This window comes from Bounagaea algeriensis (genome assembly GCF_054491375.1).
Genome location: NZ_CM137102.1, coordinates 402738 through 427420 on the forward strand (window position 1 = coordinate 402738; position 24683 = coordinate 427420).

At 71.3% G+C, this 24683-nt stretch carries 23 protein-coding genes; 7 read left to right on the forward strand and 16 right to left on the reverse strand.

The features are described 5' to 3' along the window. Positions 1 to 23 precede the first annotated feature (23 nt). From ACVGV2_RS01820 to ACVGV2_RS01830, 3 genes are read right to left on the reverse strand one after another with little or no spacing between them, the layout of a single operon-like run. Positions 24 to 527 (reverse strand): beta-class carbonic anhydrase, encoded by a 504-nt coding sequence (locus ACVGV2_RS01820; RefSeq protein ID WP_459164306.1) that lies wholly within the window; start codon positions 525 to 527, stop codon positions 24 to 26. 17 nt (positions 528 to 544) lie between these two features. Continuing rightward, positions 545 to 1981, reverse strand: a complete 1437-nt coding sequence (gene radA, locus ACVGV2_RS01825) for a DNA repair protein RadA (protein WP_459164307.1) — start codon at positions 1979 to 1981, stop codon at positions 545 to 547. A gap of 50 nt (positions 1982 to 2031) precedes the next feature. Next, positions 2032 to 2631 carry a copper chaperone PCu(A)C gene (locus ACVGV2_RS01830; protein WP_459164308.1) on the reverse strand — a complete coding sequence of 200 codons (600 nt, stop codon included), beginning with the start codon at positions 2629 to 2631 and terminating at the stop codon, positions 2032 to 2034. A 529-nt stretch (positions 2632 to 3160) separates the two neighbouring features. Between ACVGV2_RS01830 and ACVGV2_RS01835 the strand changes: the two genes are divergently transcribed. The 6 genes from ACVGV2_RS01835 (at position 3161) to rlmB (ending at position 8431) form a co-directional block, all read left to right on the forward strand. Beyond that, positions 3161 to 3649 (forward strand): CarD family transcriptional regulator, encoded by a 489-nt coding sequence (locus ACVGV2_RS01835; RefSeq protein ID WP_459158054.1) that lies wholly within the window; start codon positions 3161 to 3163, stop codon positions 3647 to 3649. Between the two features lie 19 nt (positions 3650 to 3668). Further along, entirely contained in the window at positions 3669 to 4358 is a 690-nt protein-coding gene (ispD, locus tag ACVGV2_RS01840; RefSeq protein WP_459164309.1) for a 2-C-methyl-D-erythritol 4-phosphate cytidylyltransferase, read from the forward strand. A gap of 67 nt (positions 4359 to 4425) precedes the next feature. After that, entirely contained in the window at positions 4426 to 4896 is a 471-nt protein-coding gene (gene ispF / locus ACVGV2_RS01845) for a 2-C-methyl-D-erythritol 2,4-cyclodiphosphate synthase (protein WP_459165835.1), read from the forward strand. Between the two features lie 200 nt (positions 4897 to 5096). Next, positions 5097 to 5777, forward strand: a complete 681-nt coding sequence (locus ACVGV2_RS01850; protein WP_459164310.1) for an HAD family hydrolase — start codon at positions 5097 to 5099, stop codon at positions 5775 to 5777. A 300-nt stretch (positions 5778 to 6077) separates the two neighbouring features. Beyond that, positions 6078 to 7469, forward strand: a complete 1392-nt coding sequence (gene cysS, locus ACVGV2_RS01855) for a cysteine--tRNA ligase (protein ID WP_459164311.1) — start codon at positions 6078 to 6080, stop codon at positions 7467 to 7469. A gap of 2 nt (positions 7470 to 7471) precedes the next feature. Continuing rightward, complete coding sequence (gene rlmB / locus ACVGV2_RS01860) at positions 7472 to 8431, forward strand: 23S rRNA (guanosine(2251)-2'-O)-methyltransferase RlmB (protein ID WP_459164312.1); 960 nt, start codon at positions 7472 to 7474, stop codon at positions 8429 to 8431. Between the two features lie 176 nt (positions 8432 to 8607). On the opposite strand, the gene ACVGV2_RS01865 is transcribed toward rlmB, so the two are convergent. The 6 genes from ACVGV2_RS01865 to ACVGV2_RS01890 form a co-directional block, all read right to left on the reverse strand. Beyond that, a complete protein-coding gene (locus ACVGV2_RS01865; protein ID WP_459164313.1) occupies positions 8608 to 9063 on the reverse strand; it encodes a GtrA family protein in 456 nt (151 codons plus the stop codon). 332 nt (positions 9064 to 9395) lie between these two features. After that, a complete protein-coding gene (locus tag ACVGV2_RS01870; protein ID WP_459164314.1) occupies positions 9396 to 9641 on the reverse strand; it encodes a PspC domain-containing protein in 246 nt (81 codons plus the stop codon). Positions 9642 to 9774: 133 nt separating this feature from the next. Further along, positions 9775 to 10644: a metal ABC transporter permease gene (locus ACVGV2_RS01875; protein ID WP_459164315.1), complete on the reverse strand. Its 870-nt coding sequence runs from the start codon at positions 10642 to 10644 to the stop codon at positions 9775 to 9777. Beyond that, positions 10641 to 11516 carry a metal ABC transporter ATP-binding protein gene (locus tag ACVGV2_RS01880; protein WP_459164316.1) on the reverse strand — a complete coding sequence of 292 codons (876 nt, stop codon included), beginning with the start codon at positions 11514 to 11516 and terminating at the stop codon, positions 10641 to 10643. The genes ACVGV2_RS01875 and ACVGV2_RS01880 overlap by 4 nt, the downstream gene beginning before the upstream one ends. Positions 11517 to 11559: 43 nt before the next feature. Continuing rightward, positions 11560 to 12615: a metal ABC transporter solute-binding protein, Zn/Mn family gene (locus ACVGV2_RS01885; protein ID WP_459164317.1), complete on the reverse strand. Its 1056-nt coding sequence runs from the start codon at positions 12613 to 12615 to the stop codon at positions 11560 to 11562. A gap of 416 nt (positions 12616 to 13031) precedes the next feature. Then, complete coding sequence (locus ACVGV2_RS01890; RefSeq protein ID WP_459164318.1) at positions 13032 to 14132, reverse strand: ABC transporter ATP-binding protein; 1101 nt, start codon at positions 14130 to 14132, stop codon at positions 13032 to 13034. Positions 14133 to 14320: 188 nt separating this feature from the next. Between ACVGV2_RS01890 and ACVGV2_RS01895 the strand changes: the two genes are divergently transcribed. Beyond that, complete coding sequence (locus tag ACVGV2_RS01895) at positions 14321 to 15421, forward strand: LacI family DNA-binding transcriptional regulator (RefSeq protein ID WP_459164319.1); 1101 nt, start codon at positions 14321 to 14323, stop codon at positions 15419 to 15421. Positions 15422 to 15515: 94 nt separating this feature from the next. Here ACVGV2_RS01895 and ACVGV2_RS01900 read toward each other — a convergent pair whose 3' ends face one another. The 7 genes from ACVGV2_RS01900 to ACVGV2_RS01930 form a co-directional block, all read right to left on the reverse strand. Further along, positions 15516 to 17171: a polyamine aminopropyltransferase gene (locus ACVGV2_RS01900; RefSeq protein WP_459164320.1), complete on the reverse strand. Its 1656-nt coding sequence runs from the start codon at positions 17169 to 17171 to the stop codon at positions 15516 to 15518. Between the two features lie 3 nt (positions 17172 to 17174). Then, positions 17175 to 17573, reverse strand: coding sequence for a DUF350 domain-containing protein (locus ACVGV2_RS01905; protein ID WP_459165836.1), 399 nt, complete (start codon positions 17571 to 17573; stop codon positions 17175 to 17177). 65 nt (positions 17574 to 17638) lie between these two features. Next, complete coding sequence (locus ACVGV2_RS01910; protein ID WP_459164321.1) at positions 17639 to 18868, reverse strand: hypothetical protein; 1230 nt, start codon at positions 18866 to 18868, stop codon at positions 17639 to 17641. Beyond that, the gene (locus tag ACVGV2_RS01915; RefSeq protein WP_459164322.1) at positions 18865 to 19299 is read right to left on the reverse strand and encodes a DUF4247 domain-containing protein; all 435 of its coding nucleotides are present in this window, start codon (positions 19297 to 19299) and stop codon (positions 18865 to 18867) included. Before ACVGV2_RS01915 ends, ACVGV2_RS01910 begins: the two co-directional genes overlap by 4 nt. Before the next feature lie 3 nt (positions 19300 to 19302). Next, positions 19303 to 19971, reverse strand: coding sequence for a DUF4178 domain-containing protein (locus ACVGV2_RS01920; protein WP_459164323.1), 669 nt, complete (start codon positions 19969 to 19971; stop codon positions 19303 to 19305). Between the two features lie 169 nt (positions 19972 to 20140). Further along, complete coding sequence (gene otsB / locus ACVGV2_RS01925) at positions 20141 to 22690, reverse strand: trehalose-phosphatase (RefSeq protein ID WP_459164324.1); 2550 nt, start codon at positions 22688 to 22690, stop codon at positions 20141 to 20143. A 258-nt stretch (positions 22691 to 22948) separates the two neighbouring features. Further along, on the reverse strand, positions 22949 to 24412 hold the full coding sequence (locus ACVGV2_RS01930; protein WP_459164325.1) for an alpha,alpha-trehalose-phosphate synthase (UDP-forming): 1464 nt from the start codon (positions 24410 to 24412) through the stop codon (positions 22949 to 22951). Positions 24413 to 24683: the final 271 nt, after the last annotated feature.

The window sequence follows — 24683 nt, forward strand, 5'->3', positions numbered from 1 at the left end:
CGGGTCCGTCGCGGGTATCGCGGTCAACCTTCCGCTCCAGCAGTGGAAACCTCGGTCAGGCGCAGGCTCTCGACGTCCAGCACGAATCCGCGCACCGTCGTCGTGCTCAGCAGGAACGGGCTCGTCCGCAGTTCGTGCACGCAGCGGCGGACGTCCGCGGCGGTGTCGGTGTAGGTACGCGCCGTCCACTGTGGAGCAATGCCCGCGTCGGCGGTGAGCTCCGCCGCGAAGTCCTCGTCGGTGAAGCTGAGCATCCCGCATCCGGTGTGGTGCACGACCATCACCTCCCGAGTGCCGAGCTTGCGCTGGCTCACCGCCAGCGAGCGCACGGTGTCGTCGGTGACGACACCGCCGGCGTTGCGCAGCACGTGCGCCTCACCCGGGCGCAGCCCGAACGTCGCGTAGCCGTCGATGCGGCAGTCCATGCAGGTCAGGATCGCCGCGCGCAGCGAGGGCGCGGCGGGCAGCGTCGGATCCCCCGCAGGCGCGGAGGCGTTGCGGTGCAGCAGCTCGTCGGTGGTGCTCATCGGTCGTCCTCCTGTGATCACGATGCCCGGTCGGGTTCGGATGCTCGGCCGGATTCGGCCGCCCGATCGGTCTCGGCCGCCTCCGCGCGGCGCAGCCGGCGCAGCGCGCCGCGGATGTCGTCGACCTCGAGGAGCCGCATGCCCTCCGGCGGCCTCCCCGCGTCCGGGGGCACGAGGGCGTGCGTGAAGCCCATGCGCGCGGCCTCGGCCAGCCGGCGGCGCAGGGCGGTGACCTTGCGGATCTCGCCGGCGAGGCCCACCTCGCCGATCGCCACGAGGTTCGGCGGCAGCGGCACTCCGCGGCGCGAGGAAGCGATCGCCAGCGCCACGGACAGATCCGCCGCCGGCTCGAAGAGCTTGGTGCCGCCGACGGTCGCCGCGAACACGTCGTGGTTGCCCGTGTGCACGTTGCCGTGCTTGGTGAGCACGGCGAGCATCATCGACACGCGCGCCGAGTCGAGCCCGCTGACGTTGCGGCGCGGCATGCTCAGCTCGCTCTGCGTGGTCAGCGCCTGCACCTCTGCCAGCAGCGGGCGCTTGCCCTCCACCATGACGGTGATCGCGGTGCCCTCGACCTGCAGCTCCTGCCGGTTGAGGAAGAGCCCCGAGGGGTCGCGCACCTCGACGATGCCCTCGTCGTGCTGCTCGAAGCAGCCGATCTCGTCGGCCGGGCCGAAGCGGTTCTTCACCCCGCGCAGCATGCGCAGCGTCGAGTGCTCCTCGCCTTCGAACTGCAGCACCACGTCCACCAGGTGCTCGAGCACGCGCGGCCCGGCGACCGCGCCCTCCTTGGTGACGTGTCCGACGAGGACCACGGGCAGGCCGCGCTCCTTCGCCAGCGACACCAGCGCGGTGGTCACCGCGCGCACCTGGGTGACTCCGCCCGGTGTCCCGTCCGCGTCGGCGGACTGCACCGTCTGCACCGAGTCGACGATGAGCAGGCCCGGGCCGACGCCGTCGACGTGGCCGAGCACGCCGGACAGGTCGCTCTCGGCGCCGAGGAACAGCTCCGGGTGCACCGAGTTGGTGCGCTCGGCGCGCAGCCGCACCTGGCCCGCCGACTCCTCACCGGTGACGTACAGCGCGGGCGAGGTGCCCTGCGCGGCCCAGCGGTGCGCGACCTCGAGCAGCAGGGTCGACTTGCCCACGCCCGGCTCCCCGGCGAGCAGCACGACCGAGCCGGGCACGATCCCGCCGCCGAGCACGCGGTCGAGTTCGTCGATGCCGCTGGCGACAGCGCGCGCCGATTCCAGATCGACCTCGGCGATGGGTCGCGCCGGGGTGCTCGGCGCACCGGCCGCGACCTGCTTGGTCTCCGCGCGGCTGGGGCGGGCCTCGTCGATCGTCCCCCAGGCTTGGCAGGACGGGCAGACGCCGACCCACTTCGCGACCTCGTGGCCGCAGTCCGCGCACCGGTAGACGGAGCGCGCGGCGCGAGCGTTCTTCGGTGGCACGGCCCGAGACTAGTAGGTGGCGCCGACGGCCCGGTCGGCACCGGAACGGATCACTCGGGCTTCGGGCTGCCGTGCTCGGGCCGCGGGCGGTGGTCCTGCCCGATGGGCACCTGCAACGTGACCTCCCCGGCCCTGTCGAACCGGAAGGTCACCGGGATGGTCACGCCGGGGCCGATCTCCTCGGTGAAGCCGTTGACGGTGATCGCGACCTCGCGCTGGTCGGGGTTCGCCGTCGGTTGCTGATAACCGGAGTCCGCGCCACCGCCCTGGGGCTGTTCGCCGTAGGCGTGCAGGGCGGTGTCGCCGGGCAGCTCGGTCGTGCCGCTGACGTTGACCGAAGCGGCGTACGGGCTGGAGGCCCCGACGAGGCGGTCGGCGGTCTCACCCGAGTTGGCGATCATCAGCTGGATCGGCGCGGAGGATCCCTCGGGGTAGACGGTGCCGGTCTGCGGGAAGGTGAACTGGGCGTCGCGGATCGCGATGTCGCCCTGGTCCTTCGAGGCGCCGTTGACGGCCGCGACCTGTTCCTGCGTCTCCGCGTTCTGACCGGCGCTGCAACCTCCGAGGACGACGGCGGCGCCGAGTCCGAGTGCGAGTGCGGCCGGAACCAGTCGCAGGCGTGCGCTCTTGTGGTGCTGTGGGCGGATCACGGTTGCAGCGTCCCTCCCTGATAGCCGGACAACCCGGGCCGAGCTTAATCCCCCGGGGCGCGGTTCGTGGTGTCAGGTCCCGGTCGCGGTGGGCAGGCGCCGGTGAGCGGGGTGCGGGCCGTGCGCTGGTTGCGGGGTGGTGGCTGCGGGCGGCGGTGCTGCGGCCCGGTGGTGCTGGGGGCCGGCGGTGCTGCGGCCCGGCGGTGCTGGGGGACGGTCGGGGTGTTGGCGGTTTCCCGCGATGCGGACAGTTGTGCGGCCCGGCGCTCGGCCGGCGGCCGGGTTCGGTGCTGGGTCGGGTTCGGTGCGGCGGCCGGGCCCGCCGCGGTGGTCCGATGTGGGCGATTGCCCGGTTCATCTAGTGTCTACTGTGGATTAAAACTGCCGCGGGAATCCTGTTACTTGCACGATCACGAAGGGTTTGTCAACCCCTGTTCGCCTTCTGACCTGCGACGACGAACGTCGAGCCGGCGGTGGTGGAGTTGCCCGGGCGTGCTAAGCTGGAGGCAGCGAAAGGGGCAGAGGACACATGGGTTTCAAGGTCGGAGAGACCGTCGTCTACCCGCACCACGGTGCCGCAACGATCGAAGCGATCGAGAACCGGGTGATCAAGGGTGAGGAAAAGCAGTACCTCGTCCTCCGGGTCGCGCAAGGTGATCTCACTGTCCGTGTTCCCGCTGACAATGCCGAAATTGTCGGTGTGCGGGATGTCGTCGGCCAGGAGGGACTCGATCACGTCTTCGACGTGCTTCGCGCACCGCACACCGAAGAGCCCACGAACTGGTCGCGGCGCTACAAGGCCAACGTGGAAAAGCTCGCCTCCGGTGACGTGAACAAGGTGGCCGAGGTGGTGCGTGATCTGTGGCGGCGCGAGCAGGATCGTGGGTTGTCCGCAGGTGAGAAGCGCATGTTGGCGAAGGCCAGGCAGGTGCTCGTGAGCGAGCTGGCCCTGGCCGAGGGCACGGACGAGGACAAGGCCGAGAGCCTGCTCGACGAAGTCCTCGCCACCGCCGTGTGAGCACCGGGGCCGACCGAGCGTGCGTGTCGTCGCGCTGGTCCCCGCGGCAGGCCGCGGGGTGCGCTTGGGCGCTGACAAGCCCAAGGCGCTGGTACCGGTGAAAGGTGAGTCCTTACTGTCGCACTCGGTCCGAGGGCTGCTGGCCTCGGGCCGAGTGGGGCAGGTCATCGTCGCCGCCCCCGCCGAGCAGCGGGCCGCGGTGCAGGCGGAACTGCCCGATGTCGCCGGGGTGCACGTCGTGGCCGGCGGAGCCGAGCGCACGGACTCCGTGCGCTGCGCCCTCGCCTGCGTCGACGAGCTGGCCCCGATGGCGCGGACCGTGCTCGTGCACGACGCCGCACGCGCCTTCACCCCGCCCGCCGTGATCCGGGACGTCGTGGACGCGGTCGAGCGCGGCGCCCCCGCGGTGATCCCGGTGCTGCCCGTCGCGGACACCGTCAAGGAGGTCGACACCGGCGAGGCGGTGCTGCGCACGGTCGACCGCTCGCACCTGCGCGCGGTGCAGACGCCGCAGGGATTCGCCCTGGACGTGCTGCGCCGCGCCTACGATGTCGCCGAGGACATCGCCACGGATGACGCGGGGCTGGTCGAACGCCTCGGGGAACCGGTGGCGACCGTGCCGGGGCATCCCCGTGCGCTGAAGATCACCACGGAGTTCGACCTCGCGGTCGCGGAAACGGTCCTGGCAGCCACGGATCACGGTGGGTGAGCAAGTCGTGACGGATTACGCGGAAAGCCCGGTGCTCCAGGGGCGCGCCGCCGAGGCGAGCGTCCTCGTGCCGCGCGTCGGCCAGGGCGTCGACGTGCACCGGATCGAACCCGGCCGGGAGTGCTGGCTGGCCGGGCTGCACTGGCCCGAAGCCGCCGGCTGCGTCGGGCACTCGGACGGCGACGTCGCTGCGCACGCGCTGTGCGATGCCGTGCTCACGGCCGCCGGGATCGGCGACCTCGGCGCGGTGTTCGGCACGGACGACGAGCACTGGACCGAAGCGCACGGGGTGGATTTCCTCGCCGAGGTCGGGGCGCGGCTGGCGGCGACCGGCTCCCGCGTGGGAAACGCCACAGTGCAGGTGATCGGCAACGCGCCGCGGATCGGTGCGCGGCGCGAGGAAGCCCAACGGGTGCTCTCCGGGGCGCTCGGCGGCTCCGTGTCCGTGTCCGGGACGACCTCCGACGGCCTGGGGCTGACCGGGCGCGGCGAGGGCATCGCTGCGATCGCGACGGCGCTGGTCATCGCTGCCGGATGATCGCTGCCCGGTGGTTGCTACTGGGGTTGCTACCGGGGTTGCTGGTGGGTGCTCGCTGTTGAGCGGCCATCGTCGAGCGGTCGAGCGCGCTGCGGGCGTTCGCCGGCGGTGAGCCGCGTGCGTCCGTTCGCGTGTTCCGAGGTGCAAGCTGGCGCACATTGCCGTGTGCGCCGAGTACCGACGCCCGTATCGTGGATCTCGTGACTATGCGCGCGGTATTGTTCGACTTCTCCGGCACGTTGTTCCGCTTGGAGGAGGACGAGTCCTGGGCGGCCAATTTCACCGATGAGTCCGGTCGGCCGATGGACACCTCCGAACAGGCCGAGATCATGCGGCGGATGACCGCCCCGGCGGGGCAGGTGGCGCACCTCGGCCCGGAGTTCGAGCACGCGTGGGAGAACCGCGATCTGGACCCGGTGCTGCACCGCAAGGTCTACATGGCGGTGTTGCAGCACTCGGGCCTCGACGAGGAGCAGGCCGATTCGCTGTACGGCCGGCTGGTCGACCCCACCCAGTGGACCCCGTACCCGGACGCGGTCGAGGTGCTGCGCCGCTGCCGGGAGGCCGGGCTGCGCGTGGCCGTGGTCAGCAACATCGCGTTCGACTTCCGCCTCGCCTTCGAGCGCACCGGTGCTGCCGAGCACGTCGACGAGTACCTGCTCTCCTACGAGGAGGGTTTGGTCAAGCCGGACGCGAAGTTGTTCCTGCGGGCGTGCGAGCGCTTGGGCGTGGACCCGAGCGAGACGATCATGATCGGCGACAGCGCCGAGGCGGACGGCGGTGCGACCGCGGTCGGGTGCCGTTTCGAGCTCGTCGAGCCCGCCCCGACGTCCGAGCGCCCCGACGCCCTGCGCAACGCTCTCGCCGACGTCCTCACCTGACCCGGCTCCGCCTCCCCGACGCCCCGGCAGCCCGACTTCCCGGCAGCACTCGCAGAACTGATCATGAACGTGTTGCTTGATCACGATCGTGTGGGGATGATTTGTACTCCACTCGAGTGGGGACAACTCACAATTTTCATGAAAATTGTGCTCCCTGGAAGGGTTCCAGACTGGGTCGGGCCGGGAGGGCGTTCAGCGGGGCAGCCGAGGCGCGGCGGATGCACCGGGTGTGCGTGCGCGAGCGCAGCTGTGCGGTGGTGGGCGCCGATGCTCGTGGCCGCGCCCCGTACCATCGGGGCTGTGAGCCTGCACCTGCATGACACCGTGACGCGGACCACGCGCGAGTTCCAGCCGCGCCAGGACTCAGTGGCGTCGATCTACCTGTGTGGTGCCACTGTGCAGGACATTCCGCACGTCGGCCATGTCCGCAGCGGGCTGAACTTCGACGTGCTGCGCCGGTGGATGCAGCACACCGGCTACGACGTGCGGCTGGTCCGCAACGTCACCGACATCGACGACAAGATCCTCACCAAGGCCGCCGACGCGGGGCGCCCGTGGTGGGAGTGGGCCGCCACGCACGAACGCGCGTTCGAGCGGGCGTACGACCAGCTCGGATGCCTGCCGCCGTCCGCGCTGCCGCGGGCGACCGGGCACATCACGCAGATGGTGCAGCTCATCCAGCGCCTCATCGACTCGGGGCACGCCTACGCGGCCGACGGCGACGTGTACTTCGCGGTGGAGACCTTCGCCGACCGCTACGGCATCCTGTCCGGGCAGCGGCTCGGCGAGATGCAGCAGGGGGAGTCCAGCGGCGCCGCCAAGCGCGACCCGCGGGACTTCACGCTGTGGAAGGCGGCCAAGCCGGGTGAACCGAGCTGGCCGACCCCGTGGGGCGCCGGCCGTCCCGGCTGGCACCTGGAGTGCTCGGCGATGGCCACCTACTACCTGGGCCCGGAGTTCGACATCCACGGTGGCGGGCTGGACCTTGTCTTCCCGCACCACGAGAACGAGCTGGCCCAGTCCAACGCCGCGGGCGACGCGTTCGCGCGCTACTGGATGCACAACGCCTGGGTCACCATGAGCGGCGAGAAGATGTCCAAGTCGCTCGGCAACACGCTGACGATCCCGGCGGTGCTGCAACGCGTGCGCGCGGCGGAGCTGCGCTACTACCTCGTGACGCCGCACTACCGGTCGACCGTCGAGTTCTCCGAGTCCGGCCTGGCCGAGGCGGTCGCCACCTACCGGAGGATCGAGTCGTTCGTGCAGCGCGTGGCGCAGCGCACCGGTGCTGTGGACTTCGGTTCCGTGCCGGAGGAGTTCCGCGCGGCGATGGACGACGACCTCGGCACGCCGCAGGCGATCGCGGTGGTGCACAACGTGCTGCGCGAGGGCAACGCAGCGCTCGACAGCGGTGACGAGGCCACCGCACGCGGGGCGGCCGCGTCGGTGCGGACCATGACCGACGTCTTCGGTCTGGACCCCCTCTCGCCGCAGTGGGCCGATGCGCGCGCGGACGACGCCGCGCGCCGGGCATTGAACGAGCTCGTGGACGGCCTGCTCCAGCAGCGCCAGCAGGCCCGCCAGCACAAGGACTTCGCCACGGCCGACGCGGTGCGAGACCGGTTGCAGGCGTGCGGAATCGCCGTCGAGGACACACCTGACGGTCCGATGTGGACATTGAAAGACGGGTAGACGTGGCAGGCAACGACAGGCGCCGCGGCGCGACGAACAAGAAGAAGAAGGGCATGGTCGTCGGATCCGGCGGCCAGAAGAACAAGCAGATCAACAAGGGACGCAAGCCGATCCCGAAGGCCGAGAACCGCACCAACCACCCCGCGCAGAAGCGCAAGCAGGCCAGGATCGCGGCCGAGCGCGAAAGGGAGCAGCGGCGCGAGAAGAAGCAGAACGCTCCCGAGATCATCGCCGGTCGCAACCCGGTCGTGGAGTGCCTGCGCGCGGGCGTGCCGGCCACGGGCGTGTTCGTGGCCTACGGCATCGACACCGACGACCGCGTGACCGAAGCCGTGGAATCCGCCCGCACGCACGGCATCGCCGTCGTCGACGCGCCGCGCGCCGAACTCGACAAGCTCACCGGCGGGGCGAACCACCAGGGTCTGGCGCTGAAAGTGCCGGCGTACAACTACGCCGAGCCCGAGGACGTGCTCGAGGTGGCGCAGAACTCGGGCATGGCCCCGCTGATCGTCGTGCTGGACGGGGTCACCGATCCGCGCAACCTCGGTGCCGTGGTGCGTTCTGCGGCGGCCTTCGGCGCGCACGGCGTGATCCTGCCGCAGCGGCGCAGCGCGGGCATGACCGCCGTGGCGTGGCGCGCCAGCGCGGGAACCGCCGCGCAGCTTCCCGTGGCGCGGTGCGTCAACCTCACGCGCACGCTGAAGGACCTGCAGCAGGCCGGGCTGATGTCCGTGGGCCTGGACGCCGATGCGGACATCAGCTCCGACGAGCTGGAACTGGCGACGGAACCGCTGGTCGTCGTCGTCGGTTCGGAAGGCCGGGGGCTGTCCCGGCTGGTGCGCGAAACCTGCGACCAGACCGTGTCCATCCCCATGGCCGGCAACGTCGAATCGCTCAACGCCTCCGTGGCCTCCGGCGTGGTGCTGGCGGAAGTCGCACGCCGTCGGCGACTGCACAGGTAGCTTCGCCGAGACGGGCCCGACCGGCCGTGTGTACATTTCTCGAGAAAAGTTCCGGACTTTTCTCGAGAAACGTACAAACCCCTGGTCAGGTGGGGTGCGGCCGGGAGCTGGCGCACCGGAGCGGGGGTGGTCGCGACCGGAGTGTCCGTCGCCGCCCACGCGCCCGCCGCGGGAGGTCAGCGCTTGCGGCGGAAGATCAGGCCGCGCTGCACCGCGAAGTTGCACGAGGTGGCGAGCGCCTGCGCGAGGAACCAGCACAGGGTGATCTTCCACGGCATCTCCGGCAAGAAGTACCGCAGCGCGGCGTAGGCGCTGACGTTGAGGCAGAAGGCCAAGCCGTAGGCACCGGTCACGCTGACCATTTCGCGCGCGTCGCGCTGCGAGGCGAACGTCCAGTTGCTGTTGATCAGATAACCGACCGTGCTGCCCAGGACGAAGCTGATCGCCTTCGCCAGTTCGGACAGCAGCCCGGCATCGATGAGCAGCTGGAGGCTGGTGTAGTCGGTGGTCCCGGCGATGGCGCCGGCGAGGCCGAAGCGGAGCAGTTGGCGCAGCAGCCCGATCCGCGCGGGCTGGGCAGCGGGGGTTTCCGTCGCCCCGGTGCGTTCCGGAGCTCTGGTCTCCGTCCTCAACCTCTCCTCCAGCTCACCCGCAGCATCGTGACCGGCCGCGGCACCGCGGTCGGCGCGCCGGAAGGACGCACGCACGACAGCCTAAGCCTCGTTTCCGCGCTGTGTCGTCCGCGTCCGGATTCTTCCGGTGCACGCCCCTGTGCGAACCGTGTCCGCGGGATCCGGTCGCGGCGCGGCACCGGAGGCGCCCGCACGTGTCCGCCGCGCCCTCCCGATGCCGCCGCGCGGCGGGATTTTCCCTGGTAAAGCGGCTCGCGCACACCTGCCGGACGCGGGCGCCGGGTGCGCCGGAGACGTGCACGTGCGGTGCTTTCTGCTGCGTCGAGGTGTGATCAGCCTCGCTGCTGCGGCGCGCCCCGCGAGCGGTCCGTCGCGATCGGCCGGGTGCTGCGGCGCGGGATCAGCAGCCACAGGACCAGGTAGATCACGAACTGCGGGCCCGGCAGCAGGCAGGAGAGCACGAACGCCAGGCGCACCAGTCCGCGCGACAGCCCGAACCGGTCGGCCAGGCCAGCGCACACCCCGGCGATCCACGCTCCTTCGCGCGGACGGCTGAGTTCGTTCGCGTGTACCGTCATACCTGCACCTTCGCGCGAGCGGAGGCGCTGCGGAATCCGGGAAGGACCCTGAGAAACCCCCGAGCCGCCGGCCGCTCCCGGAGCGCGCGGCGGAGCGCGCGTGGGCGGGGCACCGGCGCGTCGCCGATCGTGCTCACGCCGCGCGGGAGAGGCGCCGCAGCCTGCGCGCCCCGAGCCCGCGGCAGACCAGGTAGATGACGAACGAGATGGTCGTGACGAAAGCGCTCACCGGCGCGCCGGGCGCCAGCGAGAGCACGATCCCGCCGAGCGCGGCCGCTTCGGCGAACACGACCGACAGCACCGTCGCCGCGACCGGGTTGGCGGTCACGCGCGCGGCCGCCGCGCCCGGGGTCACCATCAACGCCATCACGAGCAGCGCACCGACGGTGTACACGCCGAGGGCGGTGGCCACGCCGACGAGCACGGCGAACACCGGGGTGAGCACGCGCGCGGGCACGCCGCGCGCTCCGGCGACGTCCGGGTCGACGCTGGCGAACAGCAGCGGCCGGTAGACGAAGGCGAACACGACGAGCACGACCGCGGCGCTGGTGCTCAGCAGCGCCACGTCGGAGGAGTTCACACCGACGATCTGTCCGATGAGGATGCTGAACTTGTTGGACGTGCGTTCGGGGTTGAGCCACAGCAGCAGCACGCCGACACCCATGCCGAACGAGAGGATCGCGCCGATCACCGAGTCGCGTTCCGTGCCGCGCTGCCCCAGCAGGCCCAGCAGCAGCGAAGCCACCACGGCGCCGGCCAGCGAACCCACGCCGATACTCATCCCGAACAGCAGTGCTGCCGCGGCCCCGGTGAAGGCGAGTTCCGCGGTGCCGTGCACGGCGAACGACATCTTGCGGGCCACCACGAGCGGGGCGAGGCAGCCCGAGACGAGCCCCAGCGCGGCCGCGGCGAGCAGTGCCTGCTGCACGAACGGGTAGGCGAGCAGTTCGCCGGTCACCGAGAAGTCGAACATGCCGCCGAGGGCGTCGCCCAGCGAGTTCACGAGTCCTCCTGCTGCTGCACGTGGTGGGCGGTGCCGTGCGGTTCAGCCGCCGCGGTGTCCTCCGCGCCGGCGATCACCAGCCGGTTGCCGACGCGGGCCACTTCGACGTCGGTCCCGTAGAGCTCGGACAGCGTCGCCGAGTTCATCACCTCCTCGGGCGTGCCGAGCCGGAACCGGCCGTCGGCGAGGTAGAGCACGCGGTCCACGACCGGCAGCACCGGGTTGATCTCGTGGGTGACGAACAGGACCGCGGCGTCGGTCTCGCGGGCCTGCCGCGCGATGAGTTCGCTGACCTTGTGCTGGTGCGCCAGGTCCAGGGACAGCAGCGGCTCGTCGCACAGCAGCACGTCGGGGGAGCCGACGAGGGCTTGCGCCACGCGCAGCCGCTGCTGCTCCCCGCCGGAGAGCAGGCCGAGCGGAACGTGACCGTAGGAGGTGGCCTCCACCGCGCGCAGGGCCGCGTCGACGCGCTGCTTGCGCCGGCGCCGGTTGCGCCAGCCGAGGCCCCAGTTGTGCCCGTCCAGGCCGAGCCCGACGAGGTCGCGGCCGCGGATGGTCACCGTGCTGTCCACCGCCCGCTGCTGCGGGATGTAGCCGATCCGCTCGCCGCCGCGGCGCACCGGACCGCCCGCGATCTCGGCGGTGCCGCTGCTCAGCCCGGTCAGGCCGAGCAGGACGCGCAGCAGGCTGGTCTTGCCTGTGCCGTTCGGCCCGAGCACGGCCACGAACTCGCCCGGCTGCACGTCCAGGTCCAGGTCGTGCCAGAGGGTGCGCGTGCCGTAGCGCAGGCTCGCAGCGCGCAGCCGGACGGCGGGCGCGGTGGGTTCGCCCGCGTGCGCGGCGGGGCTCGCCAGTGGTTGGGAACGTGTCACTCGGGTTCCTCCGAAGGTGCGGGGATGTGCCGGTGCGGCGGGTTCACGCGTCGAGCGCGCGGGCGAGCCGGTCGACCTGCCCGCTCATCCACGGCACGTAGTCGGACTGCTCCTGCGGCAGCGTTTCGGACATCGGCACCACCGGGATGCCGTTGTCCTCGGCCTTCCGCAGCACCTTGCGGGTCACGGGGGTTTCCGTCTGCGGGTTGTGGATGACCGCGGAGGCGCGGCCGGAGGACACGGCGTCGTCGATGGCGGCGACGGCTGCGGCGGACGGGGAGTTCTCGGCTTCGACCGCGTTGACGAACTCCTGGGGCGTGATGTCGCGCAACCCGGCTCGTTCGACCAGCAGGTCGGCGACCGGCGCGGTGGCGATGACCTGCTCGCCCCGGTGCTGCTCGCGGATCTCCCCGATGCGGTTGTCGAGTTGGTCGATCTGCTGCTCGAACCGCTCGGCGTTGTGCCGGAACTGCTCGGCCGACTGCGGTCGCAGTTCGCCGAGCTTCGCGGCGATCTCAGAACTCACGTCGGCGACCGCGTGCGGTTCGTACCAGACGTGCTCGTTCTCGCCGCCGTGGTCGTGCCCCCCGTGACCGTGTCCCCCGTGGTCGTGCTGCTGGGGGCTTCCGCCCTGCTGCCCGCCGTGCTCGGCGTGCCGGTTCTGCTGGCCCCCGTGGTCGTGTCCCCCGTGGCCGTGTCCGCCGTGGTCGTGCTCACCGTCGAACGCCTGGATCGTGGGTTTGCGTTCGCCGGTGGCGGCGAGGATCTGCGGCATGAACCCGTCGTATCCGCCGCCGTTGGACAGGACGAGGTCGGCGTCGCTGATCGTGGCCGCGTCCCGGGGGGTGCTCTCGTAGGAGTGCGGGTCGGTTGCCGGGTCGTCGATGATCGACTCGACGTCGACCTGGTCGCCGCCGACGGCCCGGACCACGCTGCCCCACACGTCCGTGGAGGCCACCACCGAGAGCTCGCCGTCGGAGTCCTCGCCCTGCGTGCCGCTGCCGCACCCGCTCAGAACCAGCGCGGTGGTGGTGACACCGGCCAGAGCCGTCGTGGTGAACCGGTTCTTGCGGCGCGCCAAGTGCGCACGGACGGTCATCGCTGAACTCCTCGATCGGATGAGATCGCCACGGAGGGCTGAGCAACGCGGCGCGACAGACAAACGGAAATCGTTGTCATGTGCAGTTTAGGCCGTGGCCCGCCGCGCGCGCCATCCGATCGAGGTATTTCGTGTCACAGTCCGGAGGAAATCGCGCATCGGCCTTTCTTCGCATGCGCGCATTCGCATGCGTCAGGCGCTTTCGAGGCCAGTTCATGCGCGCATTCGCATATTTCCGCGGACTTCTCCGCGCACGCGCATCGGCACCGCACCGGAACCTCCGATGCGGTGCCGACGGGAATGCGCCCGCAGGAATGCGCCCGCGGGAATGCGTCCGCAGGAATGCGCCCGCGGGGATGTGCCCGCAGGGATGCGAGCACAGGGATGCGCCCGCGGGGAAGTGAGCGCCGGGAGCGCTACACCGCGGCGATCCGGTTGCCCGTCTCCGGGTGGAACACGTGGATCTCGTCGGAATCGCGGAACGTGACGTGGACGCGCTCACCCAGCGCCGGCGGCCTCCGACCGTCTGCGCGCACCACGAACCGCTGCGGTGCGCCGTCCACGTCGATGCTGCCGTGGATGAGCGCATCGGCGCCGAGCTCCTCCACGAGCTCCACGGTCAGCGCCAGGCTCTCCGGGTCCTCGGCGGAGGTCAGGCGCAGCGACTCGGGGCGCACCCCGAAGGTGACCTCCTGCAGGCCCCCGGCCGCCGAGATCGCCGTGCGCGGCAGCGGCACGGTGTGCCCGTCGAGCACCGCCCCGTCCGGGCTCAGCGGCACCGTCTTGAGGTTCATGGCGGGCGAGCCGATGAACCCGGCCACGAACGCGTTCGCCGGGTTCTCGTAGAGCTCGCGCGGGGTGGCGACCTGTTGCAGCAGGCCGTCCTCGAGCACCGCGACCCGGTGGCCCATCGTCATCGCCTCGACCTGGTCGTGGGTGACGTAGACCGTCGTCGTGCCCAACCGGCGTTGCAGTGCGGCGATGTTCGCGCGCGTCTCCACGCGCAGCTTCGCGTCCAGATTGGACAGCGGTTCGTCCATGAGGAACGCGCTCGGTTCGCGCACGATCGCCCGGCCCATCGCGACGCGCTGCCGCTGGCCGCCGGACAGCGCCTTCGGCTTGCGGTCCAGGTACGGCTCCAGGTCCAGCATCCGCGCCGCTTCGGTCACCTTCTCGCGGATGACCTCCTTCGGCTTCTTGCGCAGTTTCAGCGCGAAACCCATGTTCTCGGCGACGGTCATGTGCGGGTACAGCGCGTAGGACTGGAACACCATCGCGATGTCCCGCGACTTCGGCGCGACGTCGGTCACGTCCGTTCCGCCGATCGTGATCGCGCCCTCGTCCACGTCCTCCAGCCCCGCGAGCATGCGCAGCGCGGTCGACTTGCCGGATCCGGACGGTCCCACGAGCACGAGGAACTCGCCGTCGGCGATGTCGAGGGAGAGCTGGTCCACGGCTCGGACGGGAGGAGTGCCGTGGTAAATTCGCGAAGCGTTCCGAAAAGCGACCTCGGCCATGTGTGACTCACCTTTCACCTGAACCGGCTCGCACAAGTTAACCGCCGAGCGCGGCGCGGGGTAGCCCTCCGTCGTGTTCGATTCACCCCGTGTTCACGCCGAACGCACAGCGTGACCGAACCGGCGCGGACGTGTCGTGCGCCTCACGCCCGCTTCACCAGGCGGATCTGAACCGTTACGGTTCCCGCATGGCTCGGCCAACGAACGCCCGACGCCCTGCGACTCTGGCGTCCCTCGCCGCGGAGCTGGGTGTGTCGCGGACGACGGTCTCGAACGCGTACAACCGGCCCGACCAGCTCTCCCCGGAGCTGCGCAAGAGGGTCCTGGACACCGCGCGCAGACTCGGTTACCCGGGGCCCGATCCGGTGGCGCGTTCGCTGCGCACGCGCAAGAGCGGAGCCGTTGGGCTGCTGCTCACCGAGAACCTCTCGTACGCCTTCCGCGACCCGGGTGCCCTGGGCTTCCTCGAAGGCCTCGCGCTGGCGTGCGAAGACGCGGGGCAGGGCCTGACGCTCATCCCGGCCAACCCGGAGCGGGAGGACATCGCCGCGGTGCACCGGGCGGGGGTGGACGGCTTCATCGTGTACTCGGTGCCGGAGGACGATCCGCACCTGGCGGCCGTGCTCGAACGGCCGCTGCCGGTGGTGATCTCCGACCAGCCGCAGATCGACGGCCTCGACTGGGTCGGCCCCGACGACGCCGCGGCCATGCGCGGCATGGCCCAGCACCTCATCGAACTGGGGCACCGGCGCATCGGCGTGTGCTGCATGCGGCTGGCCCGCGGCCGCAACGACGGGTTCGCCGCACCGCACCGGCAGGCGCACGCCAGTTTCCACGTGCAGAAGGCCCGGCTGACCGCGCTCGCCGAGGTCTTCAGCGAAGCCGGCGTCGACTGGGCCCAGGTGCCCGTGGTGGAGCGGTTCGACCACAGCGTCAAATCGGGCGCCTCGGCCGCTGCGCAGGTGCTCGACCACGACCCGGAGATCACGGCGCTGGTGTGCACCTCCGACATCCTCGCGCTCGGTGCGCTCGACGAGGTGCGCGACCGCGGTCGCCGGGTGCCCGAGGACGTCACCGTCACCGGTTTCGACGGGATAGCCGATGCCGAGCGGTCCGGTGTGACCACGGTGCGCCAGCCCGTCCTGGAGAAGGGGCGCGCCGCGGGGCGGCTGCTGCTCGAGCAGGCAGAACCCGGGCGCCCGCGGCACGTCACGCTGGAAACCGAGCTCCTCGGAGGGCGGACCGCGGCCTCCCCCCGGTCCCCCGAAGAACGCTGGTTCGGGCCGTGACAACAGGATTTTCCTGATCTGCGTGGAGGATCCCGTGGCGGAACCTCCTGCACGGCTCTCGCTCCGGGTGCTCGACATCGAGTAGCGACGATGGTCAGTAGTTCTGCCAGGCGCCTTGGGAGTACTGCAGGATCCGCGGGTGCATGAGCGTGGAGGGCTGCACGTCCTCCACGCGCGCGCGGTCCGGCGGGAACGTCGCCGCGGCCCGCAGCGTCGGCTCGTCGAGCGACCGCAGCTGCGGCGCATCGTCCGGCAGGCTCAGCTCCGGGGTGCGTTCCGCGCTGGCCAGGTGGAACCCCCACGCGCCGAAGCTCGGGACCTGCACCCGGTACGGCACCGTGTGCAAACCCGCTTCCCGCATGCTCGCCTCGATGCCCCAGTACGCCTTCGGCGCGAAGTACGGCGATCCGGCCTGCACCGCCACCCGCGCGTGCGGCGCGGCCGCTTGCCGCACCAGCGCGTAGAACTCGGCGGAGTACAGCTTCGCCGTGGATTCCGAATCCGGGTCGGGCATGTCCACGAACACGGCGTCGTAGCGCTGCTCGTTGTGCTCGCGCAACCAGCTGAACGCGTCATCGGCGATCGAGGTGACCCGCGGGTCGTCGAACGCGTGCTCGTTCACGGCCGACACCCGCGGATCGTTGCGCGCCAGCCGCAGCACCGCCGGATCCAGGTCCACCAGGGTCACGTGCCGCACGTCCGGGTAGCGCAGGATCTCGCGCACCCCCAACCCGTCCCCGCCGCCGAGGACGAGCACGTTGCCGCGCGGACCGTCCATCGCCGGATGCACCAGCGCCTCGTGGTAGCGGTACTCGTCCAGGCTGCTGAACTGCAGGTCCCCGTTGAGGAACATCCGCGTGTCGTCCGGCCCGGTCGGCGAACGCGAGTTGGTCAGCACGACCTCCTGGTGCCGCGTGCGTTCCGCGTGCACGATCGGGTCGGAGTACAGCGCCTGCCGCGCGGTCACCTCGAAGCGGTCGGCGAACGCGTAGGAACCGCCCAGGATCCCGGCGACGAGCACGCAACCCAGCGACAGCAGCACCACGGCGCGCCGCGGCAGGTCGCGGCGGAACACGCCGAGCACCAGCCCCAGGCCGGCGGCCGCGTTGACCATGCCGACGACCAGCGCGCCCTGCAGCTGGCCGAACAGCGGCAGCAGCAGGAACGGGAACGCGAGCCCGCCGACGAGCCCGCCCACGTAGTCGGCGGCGAACAGGTCGGCCACCGCGCTGCCCGCGTCCTGCCTGCGGATGCGTTGCAGCAGCACCATGAGCAGCGGGATCTCGGCGCCGACGAGCACGCCCAGCAGCAGTGCCGTGACGATCAGCGCGGGCATGTACAGGCTCAGCCACGCGAACGCGGCGTAGAGCACGAGCACGCTCAGCCCGCCGAGCAGGGCCAGTGCGATCTCGATGCTCGCGAAGGCCGCGGCGGGGAAGCGTTGCAGCGGTTTCGCCGCGAGCGCGCCGACGCCCATCGCGAACACCATCAGCGACAGCACGATCGACGCCTGGCCGATCGTGTCGCCGATGAGGTAGCTGCCCAGGGCGACGAGCGCGAGTTCGTACACCAGTCCGCAGGCGGCGCAGACGAACACGGCCACGAGCACGGCCGTGCGCGCCAGCCGCCCGCGGGGACGTGCGGGGACGCCCGCGTCATCCGACGTGGACGGTGCGGTCGCTGTCGCCGCTTCCCGCTGTGCGCGATCCGCGTCGGCGCTCGCGTCGGCGGATTCCTGCGAGACGGACATGAATCACCAGATCGCGGCGGCCATGATGGTTGCGATGACCACGTGCGCCGCGGCCGACACCCACGAGGCGGGGTGCAGTCCCGGCTGGGACAGCTCCTCGCCGAGCTTGCCGGGGATCGCCGCGTCGATGATCAGGAACGACAGGCTCATCATGAGCAGCCCGAGCAGACCGTAGGTCACGGTGCCGGCCAGCCCCGCGAGGAGGTCGTGCGCGCTCGCCGCGATCGCCGTCGTCAGGATGATCCCGACGCTGAGCAGTCCGGAGACCAGCAGCAGTACCGCGTTCGGGTTGGCATCGCGCCAGATCAGGTCCCGCAGACGCCCCGGCGTGCCGATGTCGACGAGCACGTAGCCCAGGGCCATCATGGCGAGCCCGACCGCTCCGTAGAGGACCGCGGACATCAGGCCGAATAGCAGATCGTTCACGAGCACGGCGTGCGTGTCCCTTTCGTCGTCGTGGTCGCCGGTCACCGCGGCGGATTCGGTGGATCAGCGGCGCCGGGGTGGCCGGGGTGGGTCCGGCCCGCTGGGTAGGACTGGCCCGCTGGGTAGGACTGGCCCGCTGGGTGGGGCTGGCCTACTGGGTGGGGCTGGCCGGCAGAGCTGGGCCGACCGGGCGTTCCCGGTCCGTTCGGCTGGCCCGGCATGCCCTGTCCGGACGCGGACCGATCCGGCGCGGACCGATCCGGACCGGGGAGGTGGGGCATGGGTTGGTTCGGCATCGACGAGTCCGGCACCCCGGGGCTCGGCGGCGCTCCACTCGGCCCGCCCGGACCACCTGGTCCACCGGGGCCGCTCGGACCCATCGGACCACCCGGCCCGCCGGGCCCACCTGGTCCGCCGGGCCCACCCGGCCCGCCGGGACCACCCGGCCCACCCGGCCCGTCGGGTCCGCTCGGCCCGTCGGGTCCGCCACCGCGCGCTCGGCGCTTCGCCTTGGCGCGCGCGAGGAACCCGCCGATCAGCGCGCCGATCGTGATGACCACCAGCACGACCAGCCAGGCCACGATCATCCACGCACCGGTGCCACCGCCCGTGGCCGGGGACGCATCGTCCGGCGCCCGGGCTGCGGAATCCTCCGGGGAGGCTGCCTCCAGATCGCCCTGCTCGGTCAGCAGCAGCGGCAGCACGAGCGCGGCCTGCCCCGTCGCCCCGATCGGCTCCGCAACGAGCGTGTCGGCCGTGATGCCGCTGCTGACGAAGTCGTCCTCGGTGATCACCGCGGACAGGTCGGGGGAGGTGTTCACCTCGATCCGCGCGGCGTCCCAGTCGTCGTTGTCCCCGTAGGCCACGGTGACCGCCACCTCGGCCCACCGCGAGCACTGGTCGGCCGGAACGTTCGGGCCTTCGCTGGAGCCGGCGCCGCGCGGTTCCGGACCGTCGATCCCGGTGCCGTCGAACAACCGCCACCCGAGGCAGAGGTCGCCGTGGGGGCGGGCCGCCTTGTCGAGCGCGCGGGAGAGCTGCTGCGAATCCTGCTGCGTGAATTCGGGGATCGGCGCGCCGGTGTAGGTGTCGTTGTCGTTGTAGCGCTCGGTGTCGTCCGAGGTGAAACTGTCCTGGTCGGAGCTCGGCAGCATGCTGCTGGTGATGATCCAGATCAGCAGGCCGCCGCCGAGCACGACCAGCAGACCGAGCAGGGTCCGCTTGTCGCTGGTGCTCAGCGAGCTCCCGCTGCGGGCGGCGTGCCGGTTCACTTGCCCACCCCCGGGCCGCGTCCGCGGAAGCTCTCCCCGTAGGTGCTGTTCCACCCCCAGGCGCCGCCGATGATCCCGTAGTAGTGGTGGTGCGCGCGGCGCGCGTTCATGACCTCGATGCGCGAGCCGCTGCCGCGCGGTTTCACGACGATCGCGTCGTCGGGGTAGCGCAGGTAGATGCCGGAGCCGTCGGCGTAGCGGTTCTGCGGCTGCCAGCGGTCGCTGATGTCCGCGGCGACCCGCGTGGGTGGTTGCCGACTCGTGTACGCGCGGCTGTCGCGGCCCGGCGGGTCGGTCTGCTCCGCGCGCGTGTAGTGGTGCTGCACGTAGGAACGCGGGCTCAGGCCCGTGGAGAACGCGGTGGTCAGCCCGAGGATCAACGCGAACACCCCGGCGATGCCGGCGAGGACGAACCAGAAACTCGGCTTCATGGGTCAGCTCGCAGCCGGGTAGATGCGGACTTCGTACCGGGTCAGTTCTTCACCGGTGCTGGCTTCCCATTCGCCTTCGCCGGCCGCCTGGCCGGATCCCTGGGCACCGCCGGATCCCTGGGCACCGCCGGAGCCCTGGGCGTCGCCGTAGGCCTCGTAGCCGAGCATCGCGCCGTCGGAGGCCTCGTAGTCGTAGTAGCGCAGCGTGCCGGACTCGTCCAGGCCGGTGGTCGCTTCGCTGCGGAACTGGGCGGATCCCGCCTCCTCGCGGTGGAAGGTGCGGCCCGCGTGTTCGAGCTGGCGCGGACCCGGCTCCGGCGCGTCCGGGGCCGCGGTCCACAGCGACAGTTCCAGGTCCGGGTCCTCCTCGACCTCCAGCCAGGCCTGGTTCCCCCTGGCGTCGTCGAGCAGGTGGGAGTCCCAGGTCCAGCCGCCCTCGGAGAACCGCAGGCTGCCGCGGACCGTGTAGGTGTGCTCGCGGATCTCCACGATGTCCCCGGCGCGCAGCTTGCGCGGGTCTCCGCGCAGCGCGTCCTGGTCCCCGGTGCCGAACGGGTCGGTCGGAGCCGGTTCGGCCGGCTGGGCGGCGGCTCGGCGCGCCCGGAGACCGAGCACGACCGCGACGGCCGCCACGATCACCAGCACGACGATGATGATGTACAGGAAGGTCACCCGGTTGCGCCTTTCGGTTCGGGAGTCGGCTCACGGCTGCCCGATAAGGGTAAGGGGTGCCCGCGATGTCGTTGTGCCGGTTCGGGGGAATCGCCACTTCTACGACCGTCCTCGCAAGGTGCCGGGCCCGGCGCCTCCGGCTTCGGCGCGGAGGCGCCGAGCGCCCGGTTCAGGAGGACAGCAGCTGGGCGCAGCGGATGAGCCCCAGGTGCGAGTACGCCTGCGGGTGGTTGCCGAGCGAGCGCTCCGCGATCGGGTCGTACTCCTCGGAGAGCAGCCCGGTCGGGCCGGTCGTGTCCACGATCTGCTGGAACAGCTCCTCGGCCTCGGTGCGGCGCCCGGTCAGCAGGTAGGCCTCGATCAACCAGGCCGCGCACAGGTGGAAACCACCCTCGTCCCCGGGCAGCCCGTCGTCGCGCCGGTAGCGGTAGACGGTGGAGCCGCTGCGCAGTTCGGCCTCGATCGCGGTGACCGTCGCCCGGAACCGGTCGTCGGACGGACTGATGAGCCCGGACAGGCCGACGTGCAGCGACGCCGCGTCCAAATCGGACCCTTCGTAGGCCGTGGTGAACGCCTGCACGTCCGGGTGCCAGCCGTTCTTGAGCACGTCCTGGGAGATCTCGTCGCGCAGCGCCGGCCACGACGGGTCGACTTCGCGGTCGTAGGTTTCGGCGATCCGCAGCGCGCGGTCCACGGTCACCCAGCACATGACCTTGGAATACACGTGGTGCCGCGGGGCGTCGCGCTCCTCCCAGATCCCGTGGTCCGGTTCCTGCCAGCGTTCCGCCACGGCCCGGACCATCGCCGTGGCCAGTTCCCAGTCGCGCTCGCGCAGCCGCCCGGTGGTCTGCGCCAGGTGCGCGATGAGCTCCACGACCGGCCCGAACACGTCGAGCTGGACCTGCTGGTCGGCGAGGTTGCCCACGCGCACCGGCCGGGACCCGGCGTAGCCGGGCAGGCTGTCGATCACCGCTTCCGGGCCGAGGCTGGTGCCCTGCAGCGAGTACAGCGGGTGCAGTCGCTCCGGACCGGGCAGGCCTTCGAGCACGCGGTGCAGCCAGTCCAGGAACGCCCCGGCCTCGTCCGGCGAACCGAGCGTGGCCAGGGTCTGCGCGGTCATCGCACCGTCGCGCAGCCAGCAGTAGCGGTAGTCCCAGTTGCGCACGCCGCCGATCTCCTCCGGCAGCGAGGTGGTGGCCGCGGCCATGATCCCGCCGGTGTCGGAGTTGCACAGCCCGCGCAGCGTCAGCGCCGACCGGCCCGCCAGGTCCCGCTGGACCTTCGGCAGCTGCAGCGAATCCAGCCACTCGGACCAGTACCGCTCGGCCGCGGCGCGGCGGTGCGGTTCCGGCTCCTCCGGATCGGCGAGTTCCGCGGTGCCGCAGCGCAGTTCCAGCACGACCGGTTCGTTCTCCGCCGGCCGCACCACGGCGTGCGCCTGTTCGTGCATGCCGTCGGAGGTGATCGTCCACTCCACCCCGGGCGAGTACAGCACCATCGGCTCGGCGGTGCCCTGGACGCGCAACCCGCCGGCCTCGGGGGTCATCCGCACCGGGACCTGCCCGAACTCGGGGCGCGGGGCGAATTCGACGACCGCGGGCACGCTGCCGCTGATCACCCGCACCAGCTCGGTGCGGTGCCCCTCGGTGTCGTGCGCCAGGTAGTCGGTGGCCAACAGCCGCGACCACCGGGTTTCCACGGTCATCGTGTTGGGCACGTAACGCTGTCCCAGCGGCAGCGGGCTGCGCTGGGTGCCGGAACCGTCGCTGTCCGGGTAGATGCTGAAGTGGCCCGCGCCGGCCCCGCCGAGCAGGTCGGCGAACACCGACGCCGAGTCCGGGCCCGGGTGGCACATCCACGTCACCCGCGCTTCCGGGGTGAGCAGGGCGACGGTGCGTTCGTTGGCCAGCATGGTGAGCCGTTCGATCGGCGGTGCCTGCTCGCCGTACAGCCAGGTGCGGCGTTCTTCCATCAGCAGCGCGAGCACGGTGGCCACGTCGGCGGTCTCGCCGATGCGGTGGTGCGCCAGCGTGTCCCCCTCGCCGACCTTGATGCCCAGGTCGGGGCCGTGCAGCTGGGCGAACGCCTGCTCGTCGGTGACGTCGTCGCCGAGGTACAGCGCCGCCGTCGACCCGGCCTGGTGGCGCAGCGCGTCGAGCGCGCTTCCCTTGTTGGTCTGCACGACCGACAGTTCGACGACCGACTTGCCCTCGGTGACGTGGATGCCTTCCCAGGAGGCCGGTCCTGCGCGCAGCTCCCCGAGCACGGCCTGGGCCGTCTCCGGGTCGGCGCGGCGCAGGTGCACCGCGACGCTGGCGGGTTTCGCCTCGAGGGTCACCCCGGTTCTGCTGGCGGCGATGCCCTGCACGCTGCGCTGCAGGTTGGTGCGCAGCTGCGTGGTCTCGGTGTCGAGGTCGCGGACGAACCCGACGTCGAACTCGGAGCCGTGGCTGCCCACCAGGTGCACCTCCGCGGGCAGGCGCGACAGGGTGGCCAGGTCCCGCAGGGCCCGTCCCGAGATCACCCCTGCGGTGGTGGCCGGCAGCGCCGCCAGCGAACGCAGCGCGTGCACCGACTCGGGAAGCGGTTTGGCCTGGGTGGGGTCGGTCACGATCGGCGCGAGGGTGCCGTCGTAGTCGCAGGCGACCAAAAGGCGCGGTGCCCGCGCGAGCTGCACGATCACCCGGCGCAGGTCAGCGGGCAGGGATTCGGCGGTCAACGCCACACTCCTCTGGGGCCGTGGTGGGTAACGGGCGGTGGGGCTTCGGACGAACGCGCGGTCGACCGAACGTGTTGTGGCGGGCGTCGATTCGCGCTCGTGGTGCGGTAGCGGCCGCGCACGAACTCCGATTCGACCAGTATGGACGCACAGCGGTTCGCCGCTGAACTCGATTGTCCTGCTGCACGCCGCACCGGTCGCGCCGACAGCGGTGTGGGTTGCTGCACACGGCGACCGGCGAGCGCGAACCCCCGGCACTCACTCCGCGAGGGACGTGCCCAGTGCTTCGAGGAACGACCGCGCCCAGCGATCGACATCGTGCGTGAGCACTTGCCTGCGCAGTGCACGCATCCTACGGCGTCCCTCGTCCTCGGCCACGTTCAGGGCGGCGAGCAGGGAGTCCTTCACCCCGTCCAGATTATGCGGATTCACCAGGAACGCACTCGTGAGCTCCGCCGCCGCACCGGCGAACTCGCTGAGCAGCAACGCCCCGCCGAGGTCGTGCCTGCAGGCCACGTACTCCTTGCACACCAGGTTCATCCCGTCGCGCACGGGCGTGACGACCATGACGTCGGCGGCGCAGTACAGCGCCACGAGCTCTTTGCGGTCCACCGAGGTGTGCAGGTAGTGCACCGCGGGGTGCCCGACGCGCCCGAACTCGCCGTTGAGGTGGCCGACCTTGCGTTCGATGTCCTCGCGCATCTGCTGGTAGTGCTCGACGCGTTCGCGGCTGGGGGTGGCCACCTGCACCATCGTCACCTCTTCGGGTGTGATGCGTTCTTCGGCGAGCAGTTCGTGCATCGCCGACAGGCGGACGTCGATGCCCTTGGTGTAGTCGAGGCGGTCCACGCCGAGCACGATGCGGCGCGGATTGCCGAGTTCCTGCCGCAGCGAGCGGGCCCGTTGCTGCACCTCCCTGGTGCGGGCGAGGCGGTCCAGATCGGCCGAGTCGATGGAGATCGGGAACGCGCCCACGCGCACCGGCCGGTCGCCCACGCGCACCACGCCCGGGCGGGAGCGGACGCCGACCTGCGCGCGGCTGTGCTCGAACCCGCCGAGACGGCGGGCCAGCCACAGGAAGTTCTGCGCACCGCCGGGGCGGTGGAAGCCGACGAGGTCGGCGCCGAGCAGGCCCTGCACGATCTCCGTGCGCCACGGCAGCTGCATGAACAGCTCCACCGGCGGGAACGGGATGTGCAGGAAGAAGCCGATGCGCAGATCGGGGCGCAGCTCCCGCAGCATCGCCGGGACGAGCTGCAGCTGGTAGTCCTGCACCCACACGGTCGCGCCCTCGGCGCTGACCGCGGCGGCGGCTTCCGCGAAACGCTGGTTCACCCGCCGGTAGGCCTGCCACCACGAGCGCTCGAACACGGGTGGAACCACCACGTCGTGGTACAGCGGCCACAGGGTCGCGTTGGAGAACCCCTCGTAGTACTCGCGGAGTTCGGTGGCGCTGAGCTGCACCGGGCACAGCTGCAGGTCCTCGTCGGTGAACGGGTCGACGGCGACGTCGGCGACACCGGGCCAGCCCACCCACGCGCCGCGCTGCGCGCGCAGGAACGGTTCGAGGGCGCTGACGAGCCCGCCGGGGCTGTGCCGCCACTGCTGCGTGCCGTCCTCGGCCCGCACCAGGTCCATCGGAAGCCGGTTCGCCACCACGACAAAGTCCGCTCGGATCGGCTGGCTGCCGTTGTTCACCCCTGCTCCTTCACGCGTGGACATCGAGTCGCAGGCTATCCGGAGTGCGCGCGGTGCGCGTGCCGCGCATGGCCGAAAAGCCGATCAAACTACGGCCCGCTTCATCAGCGGTGCAGTCACTGTTTTCTGCCGTCATCCGAGCAACGACAGTGCCTGCGGGTTCTCAGCGTTTTCCTGGCGAGGACGGTCCCGACGCTGTGTAGGTGGCTACATGAGGAGGGGCACCCGCAGTCCAGGGAAGCGCTGAGGTTCCTCCCAGCTGCCCCCCAGCCACCCACCCTCAGCGGGCAAACCA